The following is a 26,549-nucleotide window of genomic DNA, read 5'->3' as shown; positions in this document are numbered from 1 at the left end:
GGTCCGAAATGCCCTCGTGTACTCGGCGCCGGACGGGTCGACATACACAGCGCGCCAACGCATGCCTCGGCCATACCTTGAGGTTCGAGTCTTCTTGTCCTTCGTGAGCCAAAGATCCGCGACACCCGCTCGGCGGCCTCGACGTTGACCTGCACGCGAACGTCTAGCAACTCGATCGCTCGGCGCTACACCCTCCGAAGTTTCGTCGCTCACTGGCAATCCTCACGCTCACAACGTCTTCACACGGCGCCGCTACTGTCGCCCAGATTCTTCGCCAGGTCCGATTCCGGCGACAGCCCGCGCAGCAGGTTGGTCAGATACGGAACGCTCCAGTCCCAGTCCAGATCGTTGAAGTCAACAGGTTTCGCGTCGTAGGTCTTCTCGGAACCTGGCAACGTGGCGGTGTGGGCAAGGAACTCGCCGTCATCATCGGACGAAGGATCACCAAGTTCCCACAATTTGTATTGCGTGGCAGCATATTTCGCCGCATGGAGGTAATCCGCTACCGCCGTTCGGGCATCGAAATACCGTTGCGTGGCTTTCTGCATTGCACCGTAGTAACTGACATTGGGTAGGTCGTGGTCAACCTGCAAGACATCGAACTGCAGATACTCCGCGATCACCACCGCCTCCGACAGCCTCGGTTCGCGCTGCCCGCTTTCCATTCGGGTTATGCCCGCTTGGTCGATGGTCACACCCAGCTCAGTGAGCTTCTGCGACAACGCCCGCTGACTCAGACCCAACGCCTGGCGTCCCCGGCGCATCGCCGCAGGAAAAGTCTGACCGCCCTCAGCCTCATCTTGATTCATATTTGCCACCGTAATGCTTGACAGCATCACCAACAAGTGCCACGCTCGAATTGATTCATCAGAGACTCGTCATGCAACACCGAATCGCACAATCAGTCGACAGCCAGGAGGGGCACGATGTCAGACGAATTTCTAACAACCAACCAAGTCAGCGAACAGTGGCCGTTCCTGCCGGCGGCGACCCTGAGGTACTGGCGTCACGCCAATCAGGGTCCTGCCTCATTCCGCGCTGGGTCCCGAGTTCTCTACCGCCGCAGCGAGATCGAACGGTGGTTGGGTGAACAGGAAGTGGCCACCACGAGGGGAGGCGGCGCTGCGTAACCGTTCGCTGGCAAACCGGCGGAATCGGATCGTGAGCGCCTTGATGTCGTTGCCTTCTGATGGACCGAGTTCGATCCCAAGGCCGAGTCCCCAGATGCAGCCAAATGCATCCAGCCGCAAACGGACCCCCGCAAAGCACCAGAAGCGAAGTTGAGGACCGTTTCATGCAAGCGGCTGACGAATGGCCCAAGTGGCGTCCTCACCAATGCGTTACACGTTGAAGCAGAGCCCCTTATTGCGCGTTTGCTGGCGTTGACGCCTTGCGGATTCGTGAGTATGCCTTCAGACTCGCCGCCACTTCGCAACCATTGAAGCTGGCTCCGATTACAACTGCGGTCACGGCCGATTCACATTGCGCCCGTGGTGCATAGGCGTCATCGATCGTTCACAATACGTGAACGCCGGTCCTGCCCTCGGCGAAAGCAAGGGTTCGCGGCTCGAGACCTGTCGCCAAGACAAGCGAACGATACGACAACTTTTCCAGTTCATTCCCGTCGACCGGTTCGGTCGTGATGGTGTGGGCATCGGGGTCGATCGCAGTCAACCTGGTGCCGATTCGGAGGTCGACCTAGTTGTCCGCGTCAAAGCCATCCGGATGGAGATCCACCCGATCCAGGCGTTCTGTCAACACGGTTTTCGACAACGGGGGCCGATCGTATGGAACGTGGGATTCGCGACCGATCAGGGCCAGTTCGCCATGGTAGCCCCTCGATCGCAGATCCTCGACAATCCGTGCACCACCCAACCCGACCCCGACCACTACCACTGCGTCACTCATGCCTACCTCGTTTTCGATTTGATTGCCGGCGTACCTACGGTTGTTGCGGTTGGTCGCCACGGTCGCGTTCGACCGATTTCGCAGCAGCACAAAGTGATTCAGAGAATCGTCGCCCCGGCATCAGCAGGCAAGGCGACTCCGGTGACGTGCCGGGATTCGTCTGACGCGAGCCAGGAGACGACGGCGCTGATGTCTTCCGGTTCTGCCCACGGAACAGGCAACGCATTCAGCGAGCGAAAAGCATCAAGACAGTCATCTGCAGTCGGGTACTCCAGATCGGGGCGGAAGAGCCGAAACAACTTGTCACTCAGCAACATATCGGTGGCGACCGACGACGGGTTGACCGAGTTGACCCGGATTCGGTGCGGAGCCAGTTCTAGCGCGAAAGCCTTCATCAACCCGGTGACGCCGTGTTTGGCGGCGACGTAGGCCGCCAGGTTGCGCTGCGCCTTGATCCCAAGCGATGAACCGATGATGACGATCGAACCACCTTCACCTCGCTCGATCATCGAGGGGACCACCGCCTTGAGGGTTCGCCAGACGCCGGTGAGATCCACGTCGAGCACGTCGTTCCACGTCGCGTCGGTGATCTCCCAGGCGTTTCCCGGTCGCTGGGCGATCCCGGCATTGGCACACACCACGTCAATGCGTCCGAACTCGGACAAAGCAGAGGTGACGGCGCCATCGAGACCGCCTTGGTCACGCACGTCGACAGCAAGTGGCAACACCCGTGCGCCAGTCTCCGTGACTAGTCGCGCCGTCTCGTCTAGATCCGATTGCGTCGACAATGGATAGCCGACCGATAGAACTGACTCGGCCGGCAGATCGAGTGCAACTATCGTCGCGCCTTCTCCGGCCAACCGCACAGCGTGTGCACGTCCCTGACCACGCGCGGCACCAGTGATAAGTGCGACTTTCCCGGCGAACTGACCCACTGCATCACCTTTCGCTCGAGCACCGACCGAAACTTGCAGAAATCGGGTCTCGCTTGTGCCGGCCTCGATGCCAGCCTCCACAAGAACTCTATTACTAGACCTTTTGTGCGTCAATGGGGTACACCTCACTTACAGCACGACCGGCCATCCCGATGCTACGTAGATGTTAAATCCGCCTCCACCCCCCACACGCCGTGTATATAGTTGTGTACACGACTAAATATTCTACGACTATTATGCGATCTCCCGGAGGTATCGGTGGCACGACTGGCTGGAAAGGTCGCCCTTGTGACCGGCGGCGCGCAAGGGATGGGTGAATCGCACTGCAGAGCGATTGTCGCTCACGGTGGTGCTGTCGTCATCGCAGACATCCAAGATGAAGTCGGAAACCGACTGGCAGCCGACATCGGTCCCGGTGCGCTCTACGTCCACCTCGATGTGACCGATGAGAAAAGCTGGTCAGCCGCGATCGCTCGAACGTTGGATCACTTCAGCAAACTCGACGTGCTTGTGCACAATGCCGGGATCGTCCAGCACGCCTGGCTCGGAGAGTACACGCGCGCCGACTGGGATCGAATGCTTGCCGTCAACATCACCGGTCCCTTCATCGGAACAACCGCGGCGCTTCAAGCACTCACCGATTCTGCCCCGTCGTCGGTGATCAATATCGCCTCCGGCGCCGGCTTCCAGGGACAAGGGGGCATGCACGGCTACACGGCGACCAAGTGGGCGCTTCGAGGCTTCACCCGCTCGGCCGCACTCGAATTGGGGAGCCGTGGGATCCGGGTCAACTCGGTCTGTCCGGGCGTGGTCACCACTCCGATGACCGCCGTGGGCGACTTCAGTGCACACTTCGGGCCTGTAGGCCGAGCGGGTGACCCTTCTGAGATTTCTAATCTGGTCGTCTACCTCGCGAGCGACGAATCGTCGTATTCGACCGGCGCAGACTTCATCGCCGACGGTGGGGATCTTGCGGGCCCCTACTGAATTGACCGCGACAAGACACCGGATGGCCATGCGGACGCGCCGCCACCATCAATCGACACAGAGAGTTGCCCAACATGCTTAAGACCGCCTTCACAGAGACATTCGGAATCGAACACCCTATCGTCTGCGGAGGCATGACGGCAGTTGGTACAGCCGAACTGATTGCCGCCGTGGCGAACACAGGTGCGCTCGGCTTCCTCACGGCGTTGACGCAACCAACACCGGAGGCGCTCGCCAAAGAAATTGCCCGAACCCAATCGTTGACCGACAAGCCTTTTGGCGTGAACTTGACCATTCTTCCCACCATCGATCCCGTTCCCTACGATGAGTATCGAGATGCCATCATCGATGGTGGGGTCAAGATCGTGGAGACCGCCGGAGCGAATCCGGCACCCCACCTACCCGCCCTCAAGGCCGCAGGAGTCAAGGTCGTCCACAAGGCCGTGGCCGTTCGTCACGCAGTCAAGGCTGAGAAGCTCGGTGTCGATGCGGTCAGTATCGATGGCTTCGAGTGCGCAGGCCACCCGGGCGAAGACGACGTTCCAGGACTGGTCCTCATCAACGCCGCCGCGAGACAACTGACCATTCCGATCATCGCGTCAGGTGGCATCGCCAACGGCGCCGGACTCGTCGCCGCACTTGCGCTCGGTGCGTCGGCGGTCAACATGGGTACCAGATTCGTGGCCACGACCGAAGCACCGGTTCATGACAACGTGAAGCGACAGATCGTTGCAAACGACGAGCGCTCGACGCAGATTGTCTTCCGCCAATTTCGAAACACCGCTCGTGTCGCCCGCAATTCGGTCTCCGAGGAGATCGTCGCGATCTCAAGTCGTCCGGGTGCAACCTTCGCAGACATTGCGCACCTCGCCTCCGGTGCACGAGGACGTGCGGAGGTCCTCGGCAAAGGCGACATGGACGGCGGCATGTGGTGGGCGAGCCAAGCACAGGGTCTGATCTTCGAGATCGACTCCTGCGCCCGGGTGGTCGCCACGATCATGGCAGAGGCTGAAGCACTGATATCCACCAGGCTTCCTGGCCTCACCCATTGAGCGTAGGCCGATGACACAGGAAAACTTGTTTTCGATCCGAGGCAAAGTAGCGCTCGTGACCGGCGGCTCACGTGGGATCGGCGAGCTCATAGTCCGAGGGCTTGCTGAAGCGGGGGCGAAGGTCTACGTGGTGTCACGGACCGCAGCTGTCTGCAACCAGTTGGCCGACGAACTCACTTCGCAGGGGGCCGAGGTTGTTGCGCTCTCTGCTGATGTGGCGACTGTAGAGGGCTGCCGCCTCGTCGTCGACACTTTCGAGGCGCACCAGGATTCGCTGGACATCCTGGTCGCAAATGCCGGCACAACCTGGACAGCCCCGCTGTCCGACTATCCGGTGGAAGGGTGGGACAAGGTGTTCGACCTCAACATCAGGTCCATCTTCCTTCTGGTGCAAGGCTTGTCACCCGCACTGCGGCGCGGAGCAACTGCCGCTGACCCCGCGCGCATCATCACGATCGGCTCGGGCGACGGCATTCGCACACCCAAACATGAGGCGTTCGCCTATTCGGCCGCAAAAGCTGGCCTGCACCAATTCTCTCGACACCTTGCACAGGAACTCGCCGCCGGTCACGTGAACGTCAATGTCATAGCACCCGGCTACTTCTCGTCGAAGATGACCAATTGGCTTTTCGATGACCCGGCCGAATACGACCGGCTGATCACCCGCGGCGTACCGATGGGACGGCCTGGAACGCAGGACGACATCGCCGGCCCGGTCATCTGGTTGGCCAGCCGCGCCGGAGCCTACGTGACCGGAACCGTGATTCCGATCGACGGGGGCTACACCAATCAGTAAATGAACTGGCCCGACCAAACCAACGTAAAATTGACCAAGGAGTCACACATGAGGCTTGCAGGAAAAGCTGCGATCATTACCGGCGGCACGTCGGGAATTGGTGAAGCGTCCGCGATTCTGTTTGCACGCGAGGGCGCGCAGGTGACGATCGCGGGGCGTACCGGTCAGGGCGTGGCAGTGGCCGCCGCGATCAGAGAGTTCGGTGGCGAGGCCAACTTTGTGCCGACAGACGTTTCAGTCGAAGGCGAGGTTGCGGCGCTCATCGAATCCCACATGAGCAGTTTCGGAAGACTCGATGTGCTGTTCAACAACGCCGCATACGACGGAACCCATTCGTCTCTCGCCAAAACATCGAGCGCCGAAATCGACAGACTGTTCTCGACGAACTTCAACGGTGTCTTCTGGGCGTGCCAGATTGCCGCACCGATCATGATCGAAGCGGGTTCTGGATCCATTGTGAACACCACTGCTGCAGCAGCGCACGAATCCTACGGCCTCCCAAATCTGGCTGCCTACACTGCTTCGAAGGCAGCCGTGATCGCGTTGGGCCGCGCGCTCGCTGCCGAGCTCTCCCCTAAAGGGATCCGTGTCAACTCGATCAGCCCGGGGCTCATCGATACTCCTATGTTGCGACAGTTCCTCGCCCATCGCGTCACCGACGGCGAGGCAATGCTCGAGAGCCTTTCGAAGGCGCAACTCTTGCGCCGCCTGGGGACCGCTGAAGAGTTTGCACGTGCTGCGTTGTTCCTGGCGTCTGACGACTCTTCGTACGTCACCGGCACTGAAGTCCTTGTCGACGGCGGGCTGGTTCTCAACTGAGGGTCAGTCTGCGACCCGGTGACGTTTGTTCGATCTCGAGTGAAGGTAGTAGACAGCATGAACAGATTTGAAGGCAAGACGGTCTTTATCACCGGCGCTGCTTCAGGTTTCGGAGCCCTCGCTGCGACGCGATTCAGTTCCGAAGGCGCCAACTGTGTCGTCGTTGATCTCAACGATGACGGAGCCCGAAACATCGCTTCAAACCTACCGAATGCAACAGCGATCACCCTGGACGTTGTCGACGCAGAGGCCGTTGCAGATGCCTTTGAACAGACCGTTGGTCGGTACGGACGGGTTGATGTCATATTCAACAACGCCGGTATCGACGACAAGCCTCAGGCTCTTCACGAAACTGACGATCTCAACTGGCAGCGCGTCAGCCGGGTGAATGGCGACGGCGCCTTCAACGTCCTGCGGGCGGGAATCGCCGCGATGCTGACGAATCCCGACGGTGGCAGCATCGTGAACACAGTATCCATTGCGGCCCTGATCGGGGTGAAGGGAATCACTCCCTATACGTACGCGAAGGCGGGTATCACTGGGCTCACTCGCTCGTCGGCCGCCGAATACGCCGAGCACCGCATCAGGATCAATGCAGTGGCGCCCGGTTCTTGCGTTACGCCTCTCCTCGAATCGTTCATCGCAGCCCAACATGACCCTGTCAAGTTTCGAAAGACCCTTGAATCCAACAGTCCACTACCCGGTTTCGCCACCGCCGATTCCGTGGTCGGAACGGTGATGTTCCTGGCATCTCAGGACGCCGCATCAATCACCGGCCTCACGATCCCGGTGGACAACGGGCAGACGGTGGTATGAAATCACGTCCGGACTGCACGTAGCGCAGCTCGGGCTGGAAACGGGATCGCAGTTGCCAGCCCTGCCGCGATCAAGGCTGCCGCAGCGCCGACCAGGAAAGTGAGTCGATACGACGACTCCCCTGGGATCTCGTGCCCCGGAAAGATCTCGACCACCGACGTTGCCAGAATCGTGGCGACCAACGCTGACCCCGTCGCCGTTCCCATCGTTCGCATGAGGGCGTTGAGCCCGTTTGCCGCAGCCATTTGCTGAATTGGGGCCGCCGACATGATCAGGGCAGGCATCGCGGAGTATCCGATTCCCACCCCGGCCGACACGACAATGCCGGCCAGCATAACCTGCCAGGACTCATTCATCAGGATCGCCGCAAGTAGCAATCCACCGGCGACGATGATCGAGCCCAGCTGCAGGCTTGCCTTGGGCCCGACCGAAACGTTCAGTTTGGCGGACACAGGCGAGAGCAACATCATGGTGATACCGCCTGGCGCCATGTACAGACCTGCGGCCAACAGACTCTCACCCATTCCGAAGTCGGTGACACCGGGTATTTCCGGGCTCTGGAGAAGTTGTGGTCCCGAAAGATTCATCATGATCCAGGCAAATCCGGTGAGTGCTCCGACGCAGTTGGTCAGCACGATGACAGGTCTCGCTGCGACCCGGAGGTTCACCAATGGTGACTGCGCCCGAAGCTCATATAGACTCCAGAACCCCAGCAGCACAATACTTCCCACCGTCAGGGCGACGAAACCGACACTCGACCAGCCCCACGACGAACCCTTATTCAGAGCCAACAAAAGCCCAACCATCGCCGCCGCCACGCCGACAGCACCCACGAAATCGAATCTGCCCGGTGATCGGATATCGGTCTCGGAGACGAAGAAGAGCGTGAGCAGGAAGACGATGACCGCCAGGACACCTGAGATCCAGAAAAGCACATGCCAGTTGAATTGTTCACTCACCCACGCTGCCGTGGGCAGACCCAGAGCCGCACCGACGCCCAAGGTGGCGGACATGGCTGCAATTGCTCCCGGTACTCGCGCGGGTGCCAACTTGTCCCGCAATAGGCTGATGCCACATGGAATCACACCGGTCGCCGCACCCTGCAGCACTCTGCCGACGATCATGGGGATGACCGATACCGACAACGCGCAGACCACCGAGCCGACAACCATGGCGGCGAGGGCTACGAGGATGATCCGGCGTTTACCGTACATGTCGGCCAAGCGCCCGGAAATCGGCATTGCGACGGCCGCCGAAACAAGAGTCGCAGTGACGACCCACGAGGTGTCCTGCGCCGAACTATTCAGGTAGACAGGCAGTCTGCCGACGATTGGGATGACCAGCGTGTGTGTGAAGGACGCCAACAGTCCGCCCAGGCACAGGATCGCGCTCAGCCTGTTCGGGCCGGCTACGACAGCGCCGGCCACCTATGGAAGCACGGCAACGAGCCTGCCGCGTACGTCACCGTTCTTGAGTCGTTCGAGTCCGGTGCCGATCTCGGAGAAATCGATGCTCGAGAGAACCGGGCGGAGCAACCCCTGCGCATAAAGGTCGTAAACCGCGGTCAGATTGTCGATGCCGCCACCCTGCGAGCCAAGTACTTTCAGCTGCTTGACTATCAGTGCGCCCGTGTTGATGGTCGCCTCCAAGGTGCCCATCCCCACCTGAACGAGACGCCCGCCTGGCTTCAACACCTCGATCGCACCGGCGGTCGTGGAGCCGAAGCCCGCGAAATCGATCACCACGTCGAGCCCGACGTCGGCGAGGTCGATGATGTCGGCCACGACACGTCTCGCACCCGCCGCTTCCGCGATCGACCAGACTTCTCGGTTGATCTCAGCGGCGTACACCTCGGCGCCGGCCAGGTGAGCTATGCGCAGGCCTATCTGACCGAGGCCGCCGACGCCAACGATCGCCACCCGCTCACCAGCTGTGACGCGACCGACCGTGACCACAGCACGATGTGAGACGTTGCCGGCATCTGTTCCGGCCGCTGCCTCAGCGAAGCCGACATTGTCGGGAATCCGAACCAGATGGCCGGCGGGCGCGACCATGCGTTCCGCGTATGCCCCGTCGCGCGAATAGCCCAATCCTGGTGGGTCACCTGATGGGGCGCCGACCCGGTCTCCGACCATCCAGTCGGTCACTCCGTCGCCCAACTTCGTGATCACGCCGGCGGGCTCGTGCCCGAGTACGATCGGCCGCCGCGGAAAGTAACCCAGCCAGGCCGGATCGTCGATGGCCGAGACGTCCGAATGGCACAATCCCGATGCCTTGATGTCGATCAACACCTCTCCCGGTGCAGGCTCCGGGTCAGGCCACTCGACCAGTTCGAGGGGGTTTCCTGTGTCGGTGAATTGCCAGGCCCTCATTCGCGCCTCCGCACATTCTCGATCCAATCATGCGACATTGACGACCATCGCAACGTTCTGTGGCCCGCCGGCATTCGTCACGGCTGCGACTTTGGCACCAGGCACCTGTCGCTGGCCTGCCTGTCCTCTCAACTGGACCACCGCTTCGGCAAGGAACTGCAATCCATGGACCCGGCCCTCGGCAATGTGCCCGCCACTGGTGTTCATCGGCATCTTCCCGCCGGGGCCGATCGTTCGTCCACCGTCGATCCAGTCGCCGAACTCGCCATCCCCGCAGAGTCCGAGCGCTTCGGCCCAGGCAATGGCCAAATGCGTGAATCCGTCATAGAGCTGCGCCGTGTCGACATCTGCCGCCGTGAACTGGGACCGCGACCACAGACGGTCCGAACACAACTTCGTGCCCCCGTACAGGAAGTCGTCTCCGAAGATCCAGCGGGTATCCGGGTTGACGCCGTTCGAGTACGCGATCGCGTCGACCAGTACGGGTGTCTGCTGCAGATCTCTGGCACGTTCCGCCGTCGTCACGATCACCGCGACCGACCCGTTTACCGGGTAGTCGCAGTCGAAGACCCTCAACGGGTCCGCGATCATCCGACCGCTCATGTAGTCGTCCATGGTGATCTCGTCACGCAGAACAGCTTGCGGATTGAGTGCGGCCCACTTCCGCGCATTGAGGACCACGTGGCCGTAATCCTCCTCGCTACCACCGAGTTCGATCAAACGGCGTCGCTTCCGCATTCCGATGCCCATCAGGACACCTGCCCACCCGTACGGCGCGAGATATTGCTCTGCGCCACGGACGGGGGCATTTTCCGTCGACACGGCACCGGCGTATCCGGTTGCCCGGGTCATACACCTCAGAGCCAGGACGGTTTCGGCTGCTCCGGAGGCAACCGCCATGATCGCCTCGGTTGCGCTTACCAGTCCGGAAGGGCCGGTGGTGGGCGAAAGGTCACCCCAGACGGCCAGATCGTTCATGCCGAGCATCCGGGCGACTTCGTGCGTGGGGATGTCGTCTTCGAAGCGGTAGTGGTACATGCCGTCGATGTCTTCGGCCGCCAGCCCGGCATCTGCCAGTGCGCCGGTGCAGGAGAGGTACGCCAGCTTGCGTGGATCGTCGAGCCCGCGTCGGCTGAAAGGTGAAAAGCCGACGCCGACGATCGCGACATCGCGTGAGAGGGAACCCATGGTCACATGTCCTTTGAAACTCTGAAAATGGGGATGGTCTGGTCGCCACGGTCTTCGAAATCGACCATGAGCGGTAACCCGATCGAGAGTTCTTCGAGTGGGGTGCCGATGATGTTGGTGATCATCCGCAGACCCGGTTGTTCTTCGAGTTCGACGAGCGCGATGACATACGGTAGGTCATCAGCGAATCCGGCGTGGAACGCCTGGTTCAGACCGGCATAGCTGTAGAGGGTGGCTCTACCTGAAACCTCGACATATTCAAGGGTTTCCCGCCTTGTCCACGGCGAGACCGCATCAGGTGGATAGATGTATTTGAGAGTTTCGGTACACCGCTGGATTTTCAGCTTGTGCTCCCGGGCAGCCGCCCAGAACTCAACGCTCTCGAAGGCCGGCTGCGGAACCGGTTTCGCGACGGTGGGCGGTGCGGTCACAGCACACTCTTCTCGATTGCGTTCACCAGATCATCGAACAACCCAACGTAGAACTCGCCGTATTCGTCGGCAAATGAGTTCGGCAGGACGTCCGTGATCCACACGAGCTTGCATCCTGGGCCGTCCTTCTCGAAGATCTGCATCGACGCGGCGTGAAATGTTGCTCCGAACAGGTTCGGAACGGTATAGGTCGCGCGTCGGTGCTCCGGATCGACTGCGACACCGAGTTCCCAGACCTCATTGCCCTCCAGGTCTGTCACGACTCTGTAGTCACCCTCTTGGCGCTCCGCGGAGGCGCCTGAGAAGACATGGACCTCGGACCTGGTGAACTTGTCAACAAAGTCCCACGCCTGCTCGGGCGTGATTGATAGATCAGCTGATTTGTAGATCGATGCCATCTCTTCTCCAAACTCGTGTGGCTGATGTGGTCCGTCTGCTCGCCGGACCGCGTGCTCTCAGGAGAGCTTCGAAAGTGTCTTGATCTCCAGGAACTCCTCGAAACCTTTGTCGCCGTACATCTTCCCGTTTCCGGATTGGCGGTATCCACCGAAAGGCGCGTCCGGGTCGAAGGTGATCCCGTTGATGTCAACCTTCCCGGTTCGAAGGGCTCGGGCGACCCGCTCGGCGCGGACAACGTCCGCGCCATAGACCGCGCCCGCCAGACCGTAGACGGAGTCATTCGCGATGCGGATGGCATCGGCCTCTCCGTCGTGCGGGATGATGACTTGGACCGGTCCGAAGATTTCTTCCTGCGCGATTGTCGCCTTCGAGTCGTCCACGACGAAGACTGTTGGCCGCACGAAGTTTCCGGCATCGATCCCATCTGGTAGTCCCGGGCCACCGCCGACTACCCGGGCCCCCTCGGAGATGCCGGTCTCGATATAGCCTTCGACGCGCTTGCGGTGCGCCTCAGAGGCCATCGGCCCGACAGTTGTGCCGGCTTCTTGTGGATCACCGACCTTGATGCCTGCCAGATACTTCTCGGCAAGCCCGACCGCTGCTTCGAGCTGTCCGCGCGGCACGATCACCCGGGTGAGGCATGCACAACCCTGACCATTGGCTGTGGTGACCGAATCCATCCCGGCACGTATCGCTGCCTCCAGGTCGGCATCCTCTAGCGCCACGAGTGCGGACTTACCACCGAGTTCGAGCGACACCCTCTTGACCGTCTCCGACGCGAGTGCACTGATCCGCTTGCCGACCGCAGTCGATCCGACGAAGGAGATCATGTCAACCAGCGGGTCGGTCACGAGCGCTTCCCCCGCCTCGGCGCCAGTACCGATGACTAGGTTGAACACGCCCGGTGGCAACCCGGCCGCGTCGATTGCTTCGGCCAGCAGATATCCCGTGAGTGGGGCGATCTCCGCGGGCTTGAGAACCACCGTATTGCCGGCTGCCAAGGCCGGAGCTACCTTGATCGACATCAGCAGCAATGGAAAGTTCCACGGAGTGATCGCACCGACCACACCGATCGGTTCGAACGCCAGAGTCGAGTTGTCCAGCTGTTGCGTCCATTCGAACCTTTTCGCCCGTTCGCCATAGCTGGAGTAGAGGCTCGCTGCCAACCCTTGGAACGCCTCGGCCTGGGGTCGAATGATCCCGACCTCTTGGCAGAACAGGTCGACAAGTTCCGTCATCCGGGCACTTAGCTGTTCGGACACGGCCGACAAATAGCCCGCTCGCTCGTCTGGACTCAATGCAGCCCAGGCTGGTTGGGCGTTCGCCGCAGACTCCACCGCCCGCTCGACATCGACTGAAGTTCCCAGGGTGACAACGCCTATGGGCTCCTGCGTGGCCGAGTTTTTGATCGTCAGGGTGTCGGTCCCCGTAGGTGTTGTCCATTTTCCGTCAATGTAGAGCTGATCGCGCTGATACATCTGAATCACCTTTCAGTGCTGTTTCCAAGTGTTACGTAATGGATTTCGCGCCGGTCTCCGAATCACGGATAGACTTCGCCCCCATCGACTTTCAGGCTGGCGGCACTCACATAGGAGGACGCGTCGCTGGCGAAGAACAAGGCCGCACCGACCACGTCTTCCGGTTCGCCAAGACGCTGCAGTGTCGTGCCTTTGACCTCCTCGAGTACTTGCTCCATATCCCAAGCCTTGCTGATGTCCGTCCGAAAACGACCGGCCATGATGCAATTCACCCGCACCTTGGGACCGTAGGCCCGGGCCAGAGACTGGGTGAGGTTGAGCACGCCCGCCTTCGCAGCGACATAAGGCATTGCGATCGGCGTCGGGTGGATTGCACCGATGGAACTGATGTTCAGAATCGACCCGCCGGCACCCTCGGACATCCGCTTGGCTATCAAAGTGCTGAGCCGGAACACGCTTTTCAGGTTGACGTCCAACGTCTTGTCATACAGTTCCTCGGTGATCGATTCGAGTGAGTCGTAGGGTACAGCCACACCTGCGTTGTTCACGAGCACATCGACCCTGCCGAACTCGGAATACGCAACGTCTGCAAGATTTTTGAGATCATCCCATTTGCCGACGTGGCAACCAATTCCCAGGGCTCGGCGTCCGTACTTCTCGGTAAGTTCGTTGGCAAGTTTCTCGCAGTTTTCTGCCTTGCGGCTCGCTACGATAACTTCGGCACCTGCCGCCGCGAAGCCACGAGACATTGCTTGACCGAGGCCACGGCTGCCACCCGTGATGAGCGCAACTTTACCCTCGAGCGAGAAGTTCGGGAGTGCTGGATCTGTCATGCTTTCGATCTCCTTAGAAGAGCCCAATCGAGGACTGAATTGTGTTATCGGTTAACGGATGTCGTAGCCAGCAGCACCCTGGAAGTATGCTCGCCGAGACGAGGTGATCTCGCCGGCGGACGTTCATCAAAGGCCGAGAACCGGTAAGGCGCACCCGGGGTTCGAGTTCCGGCAGCGCCAGCGAAGTCGACCTCGCTGAAGAACTCACGTATGCGCAAGTGCTCGATGTCGAGCACTTCCTCCGGAGAATAGACTGCACCGATCGGCATTCCGCGGCTCTGCCCCTCGCGGAATGCGGTCTCGGCATCGATCATTAGGAAGAAGACCTCAAGTACTTCCTGGATGTGTGCGAAATTCTTTTGCCTAAATGTCGGGTCCAGGTACGCATCGTCAACGAGATCCATCGAAAGGCCGTGGCTGTCCAACCATTCGAGCATGATTGTCCACGCCTTCTGCTCGTTGAGAATGAACACAAGCACTACGTGCCTGCCGTCGGCGCACACGAATTGTGCGGGTGCCGTCGGTGTCGGAGAGGCAAGGCGAGCAGTCTGGCGTCCGATCTTCACGCCGGGGTAGAACCAATAGGCGTTTGCCAACTCGACGGTGATGGCCATGGAGTCGTGTACCGCGAGATCTATGAAGTCGCCGCGATTGGATTTGAGTCGGCCAATCAATGCCAGCAAGGCCGCCGAGTGCGCGAAACTTGCAGCAGTGTGGAAGGTTTGATTTCCTGTTGGACGAATCGGAGGAATCGAGTGGTCGTCGTAGCCACAGTTCGCCAGCACGCCACTGGCAGCGAATGAAACGAGGTCGCATGACTTCATTTCGGACCACGGACCGGTGAGTCCGAAGGGAGTGATCACCACGCTGACCAACCGCGGGTTCAGCACTGCCAGCAGTTCGCTTGACAGTTCGAGTTCACGAAATTCCGCGAGATGCCCACTGAAAACGAAGATGTCGGCATCTTGGAGCAAAGTGACGAGGCAGTCGCGGCCGGATTCTGACACCACATCCAGAACGACACTCTTCTTACTCACATTGTAATGCCAGTACGTGAGACTGTGTTCGGGATCCTCTTGGTCGCGGACGTATGGGCCGATGTGGCGACTCGGCGATCCCTCCGGAGGTTCGATCTTGATCACGTCTGCGCCCATCTGGGCGAACAACTTGCCGACCAACTCGCCCGCGGCATTGTTCGCGAACTCCACCACTCTGAGATGCTCATACGGCCGTTGTGCGTCCATCTCAGATCACCCCACGTTCGAGAAGATCAGCGTATTGCTCCGAAGGCATCTGTAGTAGCTCCTTGAAAACGTACTCATTGTCCTCGCCCAGCAGCGGCGAGGATCGCCAATGCACCGGTTTGGTCGAGCTCGCAAGAAATGGAGTTCCTTCGAAAGGCGCTACACCTATTTCAGGATGATCCATTTCAACGAACAGACCTCTATGTGCGAGCTGAGGATCGTGATCGACGACGTCCTCGGCATCCTGCACCGAGGAAGCTCGAACTCCGTGGTGCTGAAGCAGATCCGCCACATCGTGGCCGCTCCGGGTAGCCGTCCACTCCGAAACCTTCTGGTCCAGACTCACGAACGCCGCGCGTCGCGAGGACTGATCGGCGAACTCTGGTGCATCGATCCAATGCGGTCGTCCCAGAGCATCGGCGAACCTGTCCCACTCTGCGTCATCAAACACCGCGATGGCGACCCAGCGGTCGGGGTCGGACGTCGGGTAGACACCGTGAGGTGCCGCGTCGGAGAACTCGAGGAGATTACCTGGCGGGAACTCCGAACCCCGGAAGGTTGTCGCGTTCACCTCTGCGTCGAGGAGGGCCGGCCCGATGAGGTGGACCGAAGCTTCCAGAGCAGAAACATCAACCTCTGTTCCCTCACCGGTGAGCGCGCGATTGTAGAGCGCCATCAAGATTGCGGCGCTGGCGTTGTACGCGGCCTGATTGTCCATATACGACATTCCCCATCCCGACGGTTCGCGATTCGGCAGACCACTCGAGAAGGTCAGTCCGCCAACAGCTTGCACCACCGGTCCGTAACTCCGGTAAGACTCGTCCGGTCCCGAATGCCCGAAACCGCTCATCCGCGCCGAAATGATCGACGACTTGATCTCAAGTAGTGCGTCGTAGGCAAGGTCCCACCGCTCCATGATTCCGGGCGCGAAATTCTCGGTCACGACATCGCTGTTCGCGATCAGCCGCCGGACGAGCGAACGACCCTCGTCCGTCCTCATATTGATGGTCACGCCGAGTTTGTTCCGGTTGTAGTTGTTGAAGTGGCCACTCATGTTTGGGCTCGCGCCGGCAACCTCTTGACTCATCGCCCGGCTGGTGTCCCCCTTGTAGATCGGCATCCTCCTGGTCAGATCGAGTCGGGTGCGATCCTCGATCTTGATGACCTCAGCGCCGAAGTCCGCCAGGAATCGTGTGGCCAGCGCGCCGACTCCCACCCAGCAAAAATCAGCGATCCTGATACCCGCGAGCGGTCCCTGCCCACGCTCTCGCCGCGCGGTTGCGGATCGACCGGTTTCTGGCACACGTGTATGCATTTCAGCATCCTTAGAACTTGTTGGTTTCCGACTTGGGTTTCCATTGCGCTGCAATATCTTTGGCAGTAAAGCAATGGAGGCGCAATCAGTCCGAAGCGGGCAACGGTTTGCTCTCTTTGAGAGTCAGCAAAACGCCGCCGATACTTAGACTTCCGGCGCCCCCACGTGTCGCCATGACCTCGACTGCGTCGCTGTCCGGCAGGGTGTACCTCTTGCCGATCAGTGTTCCGCCATCCAGTCCGTCGACCGGTGCGCCGTCCGCCGGTGCTGCCAGGTCGTCCGACATCGGATACCCACCGCACTCAAGGCTGAGCTGTCCGGACGTCTTGATCACGATCACCTGGGTTTCGCAGACCGTGCTGGCCAACCGTTGACCGGCTTTCAAGACCGATACAGTCCGATCCGTCATCAACTTCTCCGTTATCTACTCGCCGAATATTTAGTTCACCCTTAGAGTCACTGTAGAAGGCTTAATGGCTTCCACGGCAGCTTTTCGTCACTCGGCCCCACTCGCAACCTGCGGCAGTTCCGTTGATCGAGTTGACTCAACCGGTTCCACAACTACTCTACCAGTAGAGTACTTTAGTTGTAACCCAGTTCACAACCTGGTCTGCGCGATGCGGGGACCACATACGACATTAGGAGAATCATGCCTCTGGGAATGATCTTGGAGATGGCCGCAAGTGCATACGGCCCCCGCGAGGCCCTCACCGACGCGAACGGCGAACGCACATCGTTCGAGCAGTGGCACCGACGCGCCGGTCAAGGTGCTGCATGGCTGATAGAACGCGAGGCATCCAACGTCGCCTACTTGGGGCTGAACGGGTCACTTCTTCCCACGGTCATGTTCTCCTGCGCGATGGCCGGAATACCGTTCACTCCGCTCAACTTCAGACTGTCCGATGAACAACTTCACGAGCAGGTCGAGGCACTCGGAAATCCGCTGCTCATATCGGACCCGCGGTACCTGGAGAAGTTCGAATCGCGGAGCCACACGATCAGTTCAGACACCTGGTTGCGTGAGATCGCCGGATTAGAGCCACTCTTCAACAAGCAGGTAGACGATGACGAGACGGCCGTGGTGCTGTTCACAAGCGGAACCACCTCGCGCCCCAAAGGCGTTCGGCTGCGCCACGCGAACCTCGTCAACTACGTTCTGCAAACCGTGGAATTCGGGTCCGCGGATGAGAACGACGCCACGCTGACCACAGTGCCGCCCTACCACGTTGCGGCGATCGGCGCGGTGATCAGCAACCTCTACGCAGGACGGCGCGTGGTCTACCTTCCCGATTTCGACGCCGCTGAATGGCTACGCGTTGCCCGCGAGGAGTCGGTCACAAATGCCATGGTGGTCCCTACAATGCTCAGCCGAATCGTCGACGAGCTCGAAGGTCAGCAGGCGGAACTCCCCAAGCTGACAGGACTGGCCTATGGCGGCGCGAAAGTCTCTCAACGCGTCCTGAAAAAGGCGCTCCAGAGGTTCCCCACCGCGGATTTCGTGAACGCGTACGGCTTGACTGAAACGAGTTCGACCATTGCACTCCTCGGTCCGCAAGATCACCGCGACGCCGTGCAGAGCAGCGAGCCCGACGCGCTCGCCCGACTTGAATCAGTGGGTCGGCCGGTACCTGGAATCGAGGTGGAGATCCGGGACTCCGACGACAATCTGCTGCCGCCCGGTGCACAGGGTTTGATCTGGGTTCGTGGACCTCAGGTGTCAGGCGAATACACCGAGCAGGGGTCTGTCTTGGATGAGAACGGGTGGTTCCCAACGAAAGACGGCGGATACCTCGACCAGGCCGGCTACCTCTTCGTGCAAGGCCGCCTCGATGACACGATCATCAGGGGCGGTGAGAACATTGCCCCACACGAGATCGAGTCGGTCTTGCTCGACCACAGCGGAGTCCGCGAAGCGGCAGTAGTGGGAATGTCTGACGACGAGTGGGGACAGCGGATTGTTGCCGTGGTGGTCCTCGTCGAGCCGGCAAGAATCACAGCCGAAGACCTCACCGAGTTCGTTCGAACCCGGTTGCGCAGTTCGAAAACACCTGACCAGTTCATCCTCGCCACCGAACTCCCCTATAGCGCAACAGGAAAGCTCCTGCGGAATCAGTTGGTCACCGACCTCACGACGACACCCTGAGATCGATCTGTCGATCTGTCGATCGGCATTGACTTCTCATCACGAGAGCCCTAACTTTATCTAGTACTAGAGTATTTCTTTCCCGTTTCAACGCCGAGACCCAGTGGAGCGATGTCGTGTCCTGGAACTTCGAAACCGATAGTGAATTTAAGAAGGAACTCAATTGGATTGAGGACTTCGTACGAGATGAGATCGAGCCGATCGACCACATCGTGGCCGACTACGGGTTCGATCTCAACGACCCGGTCCGCAAAGCCCTGATCCCCCCACTGCAGGACGAAGTCCGCAAGCGCAAGCTGTGGGCCTGCCATCTGGGCCCAAATCTCGGCGGTCCGGGATACGGTCAGGTCAAGTTGGCACTGATGAACGAAATTCTAGGGAAATCCAAGTGTGCCCCAATCGTTTTCGGCTGCCAGGCGCCTGACTCGGGTAACGCCGAGATCCTGGCTCATTACGGAAGTCCGCGGCTCAAGGAAAAGTACCTCGAACCTCTCATCAACAACGAAGTCGTCTCGTGCTACTCGATGACAGAACCCGAGGGTGGTTCCGACCCCACGCAGTTCAACACCACAGCCACCCGCGACGGGGACGATTGGGTGATCAACGGAGCCAAGTGGTTCTCGTCGCATGCCCGGTTCGCCGAGTTCAACATCGTGTTGGCGAAGACCGATCCTGATGCCGAACCACACAAGCGGATGTCCATGTTCGTGGTTCCCGCGGGGACGCCTGGTCTAGAAAATGTTCGAGACGTGCGCGTATTCGGGCACCACGAGAACGAAGGGACTCACGCATACCTGCGCTACAACGACGTGCGCATCCCGGCAGACCATCTGCTCGGCGGCGAAGGCGACGGGTTTGCAGTCGCGCAAACACGCCTCGGTGGCGGCCGGATTCACCACGCAATGAGGACTGTCGGTCTGGTCCGCAAGGCACTGGACCAGATGTGCGAGCGTGCACTGTCCAGACACACCCAGGGCGAACGACTTGCTGACAAGCAGATGGTCCAGGAGATGTTGGCGGACTCCTGGATTCAGCTCGAACAGTTCCGCCTTCTGGTTCTGCAGACAGCTTGGAAGATCGACAAGTTCGACGACTACCGCGTTGTGCGGCGTGACATTGCAGCAGTGAAGGCCGCGATGCCCAAGGTGCTGTTGGACGTCAGCGGTCGCGCACTGCAGCTCCACGGATCCCTGGGCGCCTCTGACGAGATGCCATTCGGCGAGATGATCATGGAGTCCTATCGAATGGGTCTTGCCGACGGGGCCACCGAGATTCACAAGATCACAGTCGCAAAACAGACGCTTCGCGGCCACCAGGCCGCACCAGGCCTTTTCCCCACCGGTCACCTGCCGGCTCTCAAAGCAGCCGCTTTCGAGCGGTTCGGACCTATCATCGCGGAGGCACAAAAATGACAACAACACCTGATGAGACACCAGAGCTCGCCCCGGTCAGGCCCGGAGAGGAACTCGATTGGGACAAGCTCGTCGGATACCTGGGCGCGAAGTTGGCTGTCTCACCAGCGGAGTGGTCAGTTCAGCAGTTCCCCAACGGTTCAGCGAATCTGACCTATCTGCTTACCTTGAATGACGACCTCAAGGTCGTCATTCGTCGACCACCGCTCGGTGAAATCGCTGCTGGCGCCCACGACATGGGACGCGAGCATCGGGTTCTCTCGCGCCTGAACAAGGAGTTCCCAAGGGCGCCACTGTCATTGCTGTTCTGCGACGACAAGTCGATCATCGGTTCCGACTTCGATGTCATGGAGTACCGTCCCGGGGTCGTGGTGTGGCGGTCGATCCCCCAAGTTCTGCAGGTCGGCGAAAACGTCGGTCATCGTGTTGGCCTGGCAGTCGCGGAGGCCCTCGGCGATCTGCACCTCGTGGATGCTGACGCTTGCGGTTTGGGCGATCTCGGTCGCCCGCATGGATTCTTGCAACGCCAGGTCGGAGGCTGGACAAAACGATGGAATGCGGTGGCCTCCGAGGCTGAAGCGGATCTGATGGCAGATGCGGCCAAACGACTTGCAAACGCGATCCCGGAAAACCCGACCGTATCGATCCTTCACAACGACTACCAACTGAGCAATGTCCAGTTCGCGGCCGGCAAGCCCGATTCCGTGTACTCGGTATTCGACTGGGACATGGCGACTCTCGGCGATCCACTGCTCGACTTCGCGACCCTGCTCAATTATTGGCCGGACCCATCGGACAGCGAAGGAAGCAGCGGCCTGTATCTACCCGAGGTCGCTGCCCTCGGATTGCCGAATCACGTCGAAATGACGCAGCAGTACGCAAAGACCACCGGATACGATATCGGCGCGTTCGGGTGGTACCAGGCGTTCGCGTCGTTCCGGGTGGCCGTCATTCTGCAGCAACTCGCGGCACGGTTCTACCGCGGCGAGACCACGGATCCGCGCATGAAGCAGCGTGGCGAGCTGGTTCGTCCGCAGGCGGTGCGGGCGATCGAGCTGCTCGATCTGAACAAGATCCGCTGATGCTTAGCAGCGTCGACGAACTCCAGGAGCGGTGACCGGTGGCAGCTGTCGCCGCCTTTGAGTTGCCCCCGAAAGTTCGCGTTGTCGCGGAGGGCATTTCAGTAATCCCGGTCGACCTTCCAATCAAGTCCCTGGGTTACGTACTCGTCTACGTCATAGACGGCGACGACGGCATGTACCTGGTCGACACCGGGTGGGACAACGAGCAATCGTGGCAGTCACTCACCTCCGGACTCAAGGAGCTAGGACGGTCTGTGGTGGATGTGCGTGGCGTTGTCGCCACGCACATCCACCCTGACCATTACGGTCTCGCGGGCCGCATCCGAGAGACCAGCGGCGCCTGGATCGGACTGCACAACGCGGATGCCGAACTGGTCGATGCGGACTACCTCCTACCGACCGATCAGCAACCCGATCTCGTGAACGAGTTGCGGGCAGGGGGTATTCCGGATTCGGATCTACGCGAAGTCCAGGGTGAAGAACTGCCCGATAGCGGATATGTGACCCGAGTCGTACCGGACCTCGATGTATCCGATGGCCAGCTGCTTCCGATCCCGGGACGCCGGGTGGAAGCGTTGTGGACACCCGGCCATTCACCCGGGCACCTGTGCTTCTCCATCCCGGATCAAGCGGCGCTTGTGACCGGCGATCACGTACTTCCCCGAATCACCCCTGGGGTGTCGGTCTTCTCCTGTGCAGGTGCCGACCCGCTGGGCGACTTTTTGGCGTCTCTCGGTCGACTGGATGGAGTCGCGGCAGATATCGTTCTCCCGGCTCACGAATACGAATTCCACGGACTGGAACAGAGGATCGCGGAACTGATCGAACACCACCGGGTTCGGTTCGAGGATGTGTACGCGCTCGCATCGTCGGGCAAGCGAACGGCTTGGACGATCGCGTCGATGATGCGATGGTCTCGCCGGTGGGACACGATCGACAGCCTCATGAAGCGTTCCGCCGTCGGCGAGACACTCGCGCACCTGATTCATCTCGAAAAGCTTGAAATACTCCAACGTTCAACGGACCTTCCCCACCGCTGGTCACTATCGTCGAGGGGTCATCGGACCGGCCGGGATGACATGCTCGCACTGCTCTCGAAACACGGACAATGAGTACCCCACACCCGGGTGTAGACGACGTCATCATCGGACTCCATCCGGCCGTAACCGACACCACCATGCCTGTCCGGGACTTGCTGATCGCTGCGGAGGACAGAAAGATTGGTGGCTTCTACCTGCCCGAACACACGCATTTGCCATTGGATTTGAATCGCTCTCCGTACCCCGGAGGCGGCACGATGCCCGACCGCTACAAGCGGTTGGTCGATCCCTATACGACGCTTGCGTACGCGGCCGCACTGACAACCGAGATGGAACTGGGGACCTGTGTCGGCCTGATCGGGAATCATGACCCGATAGCGCTTGCCAAAGCCCTTGCCACCGTGGACATGCTTTCGGGCGGTCGGATGTTTCTCGGTGTCGGATTCGGTTGGAACAATGCCGAATTCGTCGCGCACAACAGTGCCAACATCACGGACAAGGCAGACGTCACCCGCGAGAAGCTCGAGCTGATGCAGCGCTTGTGGACCGAAGACGAGGCCAGCTACCGCGGCCGTTTCGTCGCGCTCGAACCGAGTTGGTCTTGGCCAAAACCGGTTCGACAGCAGGGTATTCCATCGCTGCTCGGCGCACCGCCCACTCAGCGGACATTCGACAGGGTTTCGACCTGGGCCGACGGCTGGCTAACGATGGGCACGACCCTTGCCGCTGAAGACTTCCCAGCACATCTGACATCCCTGCGAATAACCTGGGCTCAGCGTGGGCGCAATCCCGACGACCTGCAGATCGCGGCGATCGAGGCCCCCACCGGACAGGACGAACTCGCACGATTGCGCGATATTGCCCGCGCCCTGGGTGTGGGGCGGCTGATCCTTCACGTCGAGGACATGCCCGCGAATTTGTTGTTCGACACAATGGACACTATTGCTGCCGTGCAGCGGAATTGAACCAGTCCCGCTCGGCTGGAGGCGAGCGGGACTGAGGATACCGCGTGGTCACTCAGTGGACGGGTGGATGATTGCACCCCAAGCTGAGCCCAGCACGCTCGAACATGGGGTGCCTCTCTATTTGTCAAGACGCAGTGGAGAGTTCGTTTGATAACGGCCGTGCGGCCCGGGTTTCGTCGGCGAGCATGAGGCGCCACAGGTGTGCGGCGAGGTGGCGTTTGAGGGCGCGTCGGGCGTACGCGGCTGTTTTTCCTTCGGCGATCTTCTTGTCGTAGTACTGGCGGCCGTCGCTGCCGGGCATCCGGATTTGAATCATGGCGATGGTGTAGATCGCTGAGTTCAGTTGCCGATCGTCGTACCGGGACAGGCGGTACCGGGAGGCGTCTGCGCTCGCGATCTGAATGGGAGCGGTGCCGGTGTAGTTCGCGTACGCGGCCGAGGTGGGGAATCTGCTCGCGCGGCCGGTGCAGCCCAGGATGCGGGCGGCCAGCACTGGGCCGACGCCATCGATGTCTCGAAGTCCGGTGCCGTGTTCATCGAGCAGCTCGGTCATCTTCTGCTTGTTGGCGGCCAGCTGCTCATCGAATCGTTTGAGGTCGGCGATCAGGTCCTTGGCGAGTTGGAGACGAACCTTGTCGGGTTCGGTTCTGGCACGAAATCCGCGCACCGCGGTCACCGCCTTTGACGGTGTCAACTAGGTCGGAGCACCACCTGCCATCAGGTCCCGCAACACAGCATGCAATTGATTTACCGTACGGGTTCGGCTGTGAGACAGATTTTCTCGCCGTTCTTCGAGAATTCTAGCGCGTCAGTCACGGTTTCTGGATGAACTCGCCGGGCATCACCGTGCAGCGCCGCGACACTCGCTGCCGCGGCAGCGTCGATCCGATCATTCTTGCGCCGGCCGCCACGAGACAACTCACGCACGCGAGCGGTCGCGGTCGTGGGAATGTCGAGGACGACTTCACCCAGAGCCAGCAACCACAAGGCCAGATGGTGACCGAGCCCGTCCGCATTCTCGATGGCCCACGTTCGTTCCGGCCACGCCTTCGCCCACACGATCAGACGTTTGTACTTTTTGATGGAGGCCTCGATGCGAACCGATCCCAGGTCGGTGTTCGAGACGGAATCGAGAGCGGTGGCAGTGTGGCTGGACTTGTGCGGATCGACGCCGATGACGATCATGATGGACGTTTCCCTTCAGTCGTTGACAGAGAAATCCGCGGCGGACAGTCCGACTTCCAGTACTCCAGGTCACGCCTCTCTCGAGTCACACCGCGAACGCAGACCACAGAGGCGACACACCCCAGGTGGGTCAGCCCAAACTGCGGGCGACAGGAATTACGCGAGTCATTCCCTGCGATCTGCTACGACACGCTATGGGTTGCAATCCCAACGACAGTGTCGTGACACTCACATAAGTCGGAATTACGTGACCGTCGACAGCAACGGATTCAACACTTCACATTCGACCTGATCGAACATATCGGCCGGTGCCATGCAGTCGATACCGCGGTGAGAATGCTGACCGTCCACCTGGGTGCACCACACCAGGTCGGCATCTTGCATCTGACGCGGTGCGGTGAATGTGCGGCCCTTGCAGAACGAGTCCCAGATATAGGGCATCGCGCGTTCAATCGCAGTTCGTCTTTCGGTTTCCCAGCGCGCGCGGGATCGATCAGGATGTTGTAAAGATCGGCGAACTCGGTGTAAGACCGGTTGAGGGCACGCCAAGATGATTCAGAACGCCCACACCGCGACCCGCCGGCCGGTGCCGGGCCGTGCCACATGCTGAGCTCGCCAAAGTGCGGTATGCGCAACTCCGCCGAGGCGGGTGTGAACCCTCCTCGGCGGAGTCAACTAATCGATCTCAACATTGCCCGGAGTACAAGCTCAGGAAGGCAGTCCGTTCGGGAACGCTTCGCTCACCGTCGAGGTGACGTCGATGGGGTCGACCTGATCCGGGATGACCTGCAGTGAGTAGTCGGGCCCGGCTCCGATCTCGTAAATGAAGATTTCCCAACCACAAACGGTGGGCAGCGCAGCAACGGTGCCGCCGCAGGTGTAATCGCCACCGAGGGAGATCTTCCCGGTCTTTGCAGAACCGGCAAGCGCATCCTTCACCGCCTGAGAGGTGACGTCAGACGATCCCATCGGCTTAAGGATGTTGTTGTACGTCGTCATCACAGTCGAGAACGCCAGCGGGCCCTGACCTGCATTCGGCTCCGTGTCTTTGGCGTACGTCGACATGATCTTGCGGTACAGCACCGCATCTTCGCTGTCGCCCATCGGATCAGCAGTCAACTCCGTGACCTTCCACCCGACCATGTTTTCTCCGGCCGACTTCAAAACGTCAGTCGCATAACAGGTCTGGTTCGCGATGACGGGAGTCTTCAGATTCTGCTGCCCGTAGGCCTCAGCGAATGCCACACAGCCGTTGGCCGCCAAGATGCCGGTAATCCCACCCAGCTGACTGGGGTTGAGCGACAGCAAGGCCGACGAGTAGTCGGTGGCTGTCGGACTCACCGCAGTCTGTTGCAGGTTGTACCCAGCCTGTTCGAGCGGGATCTCCAGCAGCTGCGCCGCAGCGAGTGCCGCCGGATTCTGGCTGACCAGCGCACCAAAGCCTTTGTTCTCAGACGGATGCAGCTCCAGATACGCGGGGATTACGGGGCCCGATCCCGCAATTCCCGAGTTGAAGAACGCCACGTTGGGAGCATTGAAGTCAGGAAGTGTCAGCGGGACCTCTCCGATGACCATCAAACCGGCTCCGTCGAGAATCGGATACAGAACGCCGGAGTTGTAGTCATTCCCGAGGAAAACGAAAGCCGGCTTGTTCGTGACCATCTGCTGGGCGCAGCGCTGCGACGCAGTCGGCGTGCCGTCGACGGCGCACGAGTCCAGTTCGATCTTTTTGCCACCAACACCGTCGAGCTCGTCGTTGATGTATTGCACGGTGGCCTCGAAGGCCGCCGTGACCTCCGGATAGGTCCCCACGGACCCGGCGGTCTGGTTGATGAACCCGACCTTGATGGTTCCCGACCCTCCAGACTCCCCCGATCCCCCATTCTCGGTGCCATTACACGCGGCGACTGCAATCAGCGCAGTAACACACGCGGCAATCCCCAGCACCTTGCGCAGTCGGCGTGGACGCCGCGCACTGCTCGGTTCTGTAATCATGACCGTCCTCAGCTCTTTCTATGCGGTACCTATACGGCACCGTCGGGATGGGAAGACGTTCCGCCCCGAGTCTGAATACTCGCGTACTCGATAATCGGAAATGCGATCGTCTTACTAGAGGGTGCCACGCCACGAGGGCCATGGGAACCGCTTT

The 26,549-nt window shown here is 60.2% G+C and carries 28 protein-coding genes; 11 read left to right on the top strand and 17 right to left on the bottom strand.

The features are described 5' to 3' along the window. Window positions 1-239: 239 nt before the first annotated feature. Entirely contained in the window at window positions 240-809 is a 570-nt protein-coding gene (locus H290_RS0119030) for a helix-turn-helix transcriptional regulator (RefSeq protein WP_028463390.1), read from the bottom strand. 117 nt (window positions 810-926) lie between these two features. Between H290_RS0119030 and H290_RS30860 the strand changes: the two genes are divergently transcribed. Further along, window positions 927-1,130 carry an AlpA family transcriptional regulator gene (locus H290_RS30860; protein ID WP_081631640.1) on the top strand — a complete coding sequence of 68 codons (204 nt, stop codon included), beginning with the start codon at window positions 927-929 and terminating at the stop codon, window positions 1,128-1,130. Window positions 1,131-1,698: 568 nt separating this feature from the next. On the opposite strand, the gene H290_RS30325 is transcribed toward H290_RS30860, so the two are convergent. Together H290_RS30325 and H290_RS0119010 are read right to left on the bottom strand one after the other, a co-directional pair. After that, the gene (locus H290_RS30325; protein WP_155976933.1) at window positions 1,699-1,908 is read right to left on the bottom strand and encodes an FAD-dependent oxidoreductase; all 210 of its coding nucleotides are present in this window, start codon (window positions 1,906-1,908) and stop codon (window positions 1,699-1,701) included. A gap of 98 nt (window positions 1,909-2,006) precedes the next feature. Continuing rightward, a complete protein-coding gene (locus tag H290_RS0119010) occupies window positions 2,007-2,843 on the bottom strand; it encodes a mycofactocin-coupled SDR family oxidoreductase (protein WP_028463389.1) in 837 nt (278 codons plus the stop codon). Between the two features lie 258 nt (window positions 2,844-3,101). Here H290_RS0119010 and H290_RS0119005 point away from each other — a divergent pair, with 258 nt between their 5' ends. From H290_RS0119005 to H290_RS0118985, 5 genes are all read left to right on the top strand, one after another. Then, window positions 3,102-3,830 (top strand): SDR family oxidoreductase, encoded by a 729-nt coding sequence (locus tag H290_RS0119005; RefSeq protein ID WP_028463388.1) that lies wholly within the window; start codon window positions 3,102-3,104, stop codon window positions 3,828-3,830. A gap of 74 nt (window positions 3,831-3,904) precedes the next feature. Beyond that, a complete protein-coding gene (locus H290_RS0119000) occupies window positions 3,905-4,882 on the top strand; it encodes a nitronate monooxygenase family protein (RefSeq protein WP_028463387.1) in 978 nt (325 codons plus the stop codon). Between the two features lie 10 nt (window positions 4,883-4,892). Next, window positions 4,893-5,678: an SDR family NAD(P)-dependent oxidoreductase gene (locus tag H290_RS0118995; protein ID WP_028463386.1), complete on the top strand. Its 786-nt coding sequence runs from the start codon at window positions 4,893-4,895 to the stop codon at window positions 5,676-5,678. Next, window positions 5,679-6,497 carry an SDR family NAD(P)-dependent oxidoreductase gene (locus tag H290_RS0118990; RefSeq protein ID WP_020108411.1) on the top strand — a complete coding sequence of 273 codons (819 nt, stop codon included), beginning with the start codon at window positions 5,679-5,681 and terminating at the stop codon, window positions 6,495-6,497. It abuts the gene before it with no gap. A gap of 57 nt (window positions 6,498-6,554) precedes the next feature. Beyond that, complete coding sequence (locus H290_RS0118985; protein WP_020108410.1) at window positions 6,555-7,313, top strand: SDR family NAD(P)-dependent oxidoreductase; 759 nt, start codon at window positions 6,555-6,557, stop codon at window positions 7,311-7,313. Between the two features lie 2 nt (window positions 7,314-7,315). On the opposite strand, the gene H290_RS0118980 is transcribed toward H290_RS0118985, so the two are convergent. The 10 genes from H290_RS0118980 to H290_RS0118935 form a co-directional block, all read right to left on the bottom strand. Continuing rightward, window positions 7,316-8,740: an MFS transporter gene (locus tag H290_RS0118980; protein WP_020108409.1), complete on the bottom strand. Its 1,425-nt coding sequence runs from the start codon at window positions 8,738-8,740 to the stop codon at window positions 7,316-7,318. Beyond that, window positions 8,741-9,685 carry a zinc-binding dehydrogenase gene (locus tag H290_RS0118975; RefSeq protein WP_020108408.1) on the bottom strand — a complete coding sequence of 315 codons (945 nt, stop codon included), beginning with the start codon at window positions 9,683-9,685 and terminating at the stop codon, window positions 8,741-8,743. It lies immediately after the preceding gene. Between the two features lie 27 nt (window positions 9,686-9,712). After that, window positions 9,713-10,873: a thiolase family protein gene (locus H290_RS0118970; RefSeq protein WP_036519551.1), complete on the bottom strand. Its 1,161-nt coding sequence runs from the start codon at window positions 10,871-10,873 to the stop codon at window positions 9,713-9,715. A gap of 2 nt (window positions 10,874-10,875) precedes the next feature. Next, window positions 10,876-11,304, bottom strand: a complete 429-nt coding sequence (locus H290_RS0118965) for a Zn-ribbon domain-containing OB-fold protein (RefSeq protein ID WP_020108406.1) — start codon at window positions 11,302-11,304, stop codon at window positions 10,876-10,878. Next, window positions 11,301-11,702: an SRPBCC family protein gene (locus H290_RS0118960; protein WP_020108405.1), complete on the bottom strand. Its 402-nt coding sequence runs from the start codon at window positions 11,700-11,702 to the stop codon at window positions 11,301-11,303. The genes H290_RS0118965 and H290_RS0118960 overlap by 4 nt, the downstream gene beginning before the upstream one ends. 57 nt (window positions 11,703-11,759) lie before the next feature. Beyond that, entirely contained in the window at window positions 11,760-13,181 is a 1,422-nt protein-coding gene (locus tag H290_RS0118955) for an aldehyde dehydrogenase family protein (protein ID WP_020108404.1), read from the bottom strand. Between the two features lie 62 nt (window positions 13,182-13,243). Next, entirely contained in the window at window positions 13,244-14,014 is a 771-nt protein-coding gene (locus tag H290_RS0118950) for an SDR family NAD(P)-dependent oxidoreductase (protein WP_020108403.1), read from the bottom strand. A 44-nt stretch (window positions 14,015-14,058) separates the two neighbouring features. Continuing rightward, a complete protein-coding gene (locus H290_RS0118945) occupies window positions 14,059-15,258 on the bottom strand; it encodes a CaiB/BaiF CoA-transferase family protein (RefSeq protein ID WP_020108402.1) in 1,200 nt (399 codons plus the stop codon). 1 nt (window position 15,259) lies between these two features. Continuing rightward, complete coding sequence (locus H290_RS0118940) at window positions 15,260-16,573, bottom strand: CaiB/BaiF CoA-transferase family protein (protein WP_051122112.1); 1,314 nt, start codon at window positions 16,571-16,573, stop codon at window positions 15,260-15,262. Between the two features lie 85 nt (window positions 16,574-16,658). Beyond that, window positions 16,659-16,982 (bottom strand): hypothetical protein, encoded by a 324-nt coding sequence (locus tag H290_RS0118935; RefSeq protein ID WP_020108400.1) that lies wholly within the window; start codon window positions 16,980-16,982, stop codon window positions 16,659-16,661. Between the two features lie 240 nt (window positions 16,983-17,222). Between H290_RS0118935 and H290_RS0118930 the strand changes: the two genes are divergently transcribed. From H290_RS0118930 to H290_RS29215, 5 genes are all read left to right on the top strand, one after another. Then, on the top strand, window positions 17,223-18,716 hold the full coding sequence (locus H290_RS0118930) for a class I adenylate-forming enzyme family protein (RefSeq protein WP_028463382.1): 1,494 nt from the start codon (window positions 17,223-17,225) through the stop codon (window positions 18,714-18,716). A gap of 116 nt (window positions 18,717-18,832) precedes the next feature. Continuing rightward, window positions 18,833-20,128: an acyl-CoA dehydrogenase family protein gene (locus tag H290_RS0118925; RefSeq protein ID WP_020108398.1), complete on the top strand. Its 1,296-nt coding sequence runs from the start codon at window positions 18,833-18,835 to the stop codon at window positions 20,126-20,128. Next, the gene (locus tag H290_RS0118920) at window positions 20,125-21,210 is read left to right on the top strand and encodes a phosphotransferase family protein (protein WP_020108397.1); all 1,086 of its coding nucleotides are present in this window, start codon (window positions 20,125-20,127) and stop codon (window positions 21,208-21,210) included. Before H290_RS0118925 ends, H290_RS0118920 begins: the two co-directional genes overlap by 4 nt. Before the next feature lie 38 nt (window positions 21,211-21,248). Then, window positions 21,249-22,322, top strand: a complete 1,074-nt coding sequence (locus H290_RS29220; protein ID WP_020108396.1) for an MBL fold metallo-hydrolase — start codon at window positions 21,249-21,251, stop codon at window positions 22,320-22,322. After that, a complete protein-coding gene (locus H290_RS29215; protein ID WP_020108395.1) occupies window positions 22,319-23,215 on the top strand; it encodes a TIGR03619 family F420-dependent LLM class oxidoreductase in 897 nt (298 codons plus the stop codon). Before H290_RS29220 ends, H290_RS29215 begins: the two co-directional genes overlap by 4 nt. A 124-nt stretch (window positions 23,216-23,339) precedes the next feature. Here the strand turns inward: H290_RS29215 and H290_RS31790 are convergent, their stop codons facing one another. From H290_RS31790 to H290_RS0118895, 4 genes are all read right to left on the bottom strand, one after another. Next, window positions 23,340-23,909 (bottom strand): transposase, encoded by a 570-nt coding sequence (locus H290_RS31790; RefSeq protein ID WP_231373750.1) that lies wholly within the window; start codon window positions 23,907-23,909, stop codon window positions 23,340-23,342. A 53-nt stretch (window positions 23,910-23,962) separates the two neighbouring features. Continuing rightward, the gene (locus H290_RS31785) at window positions 23,963-24,400 is read right to left on the bottom strand and encodes an IS110 family transposase (RefSeq protein WP_231373749.1); all 438 of its coding nucleotides are present in this window, start codon (window positions 24,398-24,400) and stop codon (window positions 23,963-23,965) included. A 243-nt stretch (window positions 24,401-24,643) separates the two neighbouring features. Then, window positions 24,644-24,841: a hypothetical protein gene (locus tag H290_RS30320; RefSeq protein WP_020108394.1), complete on the bottom strand. Its 198-nt coding sequence runs from the start codon at window positions 24,839-24,841 to the stop codon at window positions 24,644-24,646. Between the two features lie 267 nt (window positions 24,842-25,108). Further along, window positions 25,109-26,395: an ABC transporter substrate-binding protein gene (locus H290_RS0118895; RefSeq protein WP_081631639.1), complete on the bottom strand. Its 1,287-nt coding sequence runs from the start codon at window positions 26,393-26,395 to the stop codon at window positions 25,109-25,111. Window positions 26,396-26,549 lie beyond the last annotated feature (154 nt).

Source organism: Nocardia sp. 348MFTsu5.1 (assembly GCF_000383535.1).
GTDB classification, from domain to species: Bacteria; Actinomycetota; Actinomycetes; order Mycobacteriales; family Mycobacteriaceae; genus Williamsia; species Williamsia faeni.
Note: the sequence above shows the minus strand (reverse complement) of the source record. Positions and strands in the feature narration are given on the sequence as shown.

Bases quoted from the DNA above. Each gene is read 5' to 3' on its own strand.
- H290_RS29215 (WP_020108395.1), top strand. From the start codon at position 22,319: ATGAGTACCCCACACCCGGGTGTAGACGACGTCATCATCGGACTCCAT.
- H290_RS0118895 (WP_081631639.1), bottom strand. From the start codon at position 26,395: ATGATTACAGAACCGAGCAGTGCGCGGCGTCCACGCCGACTGCGCAAG.
- H290_RS0119000 (WP_028463387.1), top strand. From the start codon at position 3,905: ATGCTTAAGACCGCCTTCACAGAGACATTCGGAATCGAACACCCTATC.
- H290_RS30320 (WP_020108394.1), bottom strand. From the start codon at position 24,841: ATGCCCTATATCTGGGACTCGTTCTGCAAGGGCCGCACATTCACCGCA.
- H290_RS0118970 (WP_036519551.1), bottom strand. From the start codon at position 10,873: ATGGGTTCCCTCTCACGCGATGTCGCGATCGTCGGCGTCGGCTTTTCA.
- H290_RS0118945 (WP_020108402.1), bottom strand. From the start codon at position 15,258: ATGGACGCACAACGGCCGTATGAGCATCTCAGAGTGGTGGAGTTCGCG.
- H290_RS0118995 (WP_028463386.1), top strand. From the start codon at position 4,893: ATGACACAGGAAAACTTGTTTTCGATCCGAGGCAAAGTAGCGCTCGTG.
- H290_RS0118930 (WP_028463382.1), top strand. From the start codon at position 17,223: ATGCCTCTGGGAATGATCTTGGAGATGGCCGCAAGTGCATACGGCCCC.
- H290_RS0118920 (WP_020108397.1), top strand. From the start codon at position 20,125: ATGACAACAACACCTGATGAGACACCAGAGCTCGCCCCGGTCAGGCCC.
- H290_RS30325 (WP_155976933.1), bottom strand. From the start codon at position 1,908: ATGAGTGACGCAGTGGTAGTGGTCGGGGTCGGGTTGGGTGGTGCACGG.
- H290_RS0118935 (WP_020108400.1), bottom strand. From the start codon at position 16,982: ATGACGGATCGGACTGTATCGGTCTTGAAAGCCGGTCAACGGTTGGCC.
- H290_RS0118975 (WP_020108408.1), bottom strand. From the start codon at position 9,685: ATGAGGGCCTGGCAATTCACCGACACAGGAAACCCCCTCGAACTGGTC.
- H290_RS0118990 (WP_020108411.1), top strand. From the start codon at position 5,679: ATGAACTGGCCCGACCAAACCAACGTAAAATTGACCAAGGAGTCACAC.
- H290_RS0118985 (WP_020108410.1), top strand. From the start codon at position 6,555: ATGAACAGATTTGAAGGCAAGACGGTCTTTATCACCGGCGCTGCTTCA.
- H290_RS0118960 (WP_020108405.1), bottom strand. From the start codon at position 11,702: ATGGCATCGATCTACAAATCAGCTGATCTATCAATCACGCCCGAGCAG.
- H290_RS0118955 (WP_020108404.1), bottom strand. From the start codon at position 13,181: ATGTATCAGCGCGATCAGCTCTACATTGACGGAAAATGGACAACACCT.
- H290_RS30860 (WP_081631640.1), top strand. From the start codon at position 927: ATGTCAGACGAATTTCTAACAACCAACCAAGTCAGCGAACAGTGGCCG.
- H290_RS31785 (WP_231373749.1), bottom strand. From the start codon at position 24,400: ATGATCGTCATCGGCGTCGATCCGCACAAGTCCAGCCACACTGCCACC.
- H290_RS0119030 (WP_028463390.1), bottom strand. From the start codon at position 809: ATGAATCAAGATGAGGCTGAGGGCGGTCAGACTTTTCCTGCGGCGATG.
- H290_RS0118940 (WP_051122112.1), bottom strand. From the start codon at position 16,573: ATGCATACACGTGTGCCAGAAACCGGTCGATCCGCAACCGCGCGGCGA.
- H290_RS0118950 (WP_020108403.1), bottom strand. From the start codon at position 14,014: ATGACAGATCCAGCACTCCCGAACTTCTCGCTCGAGGGTAAAGTTGCG.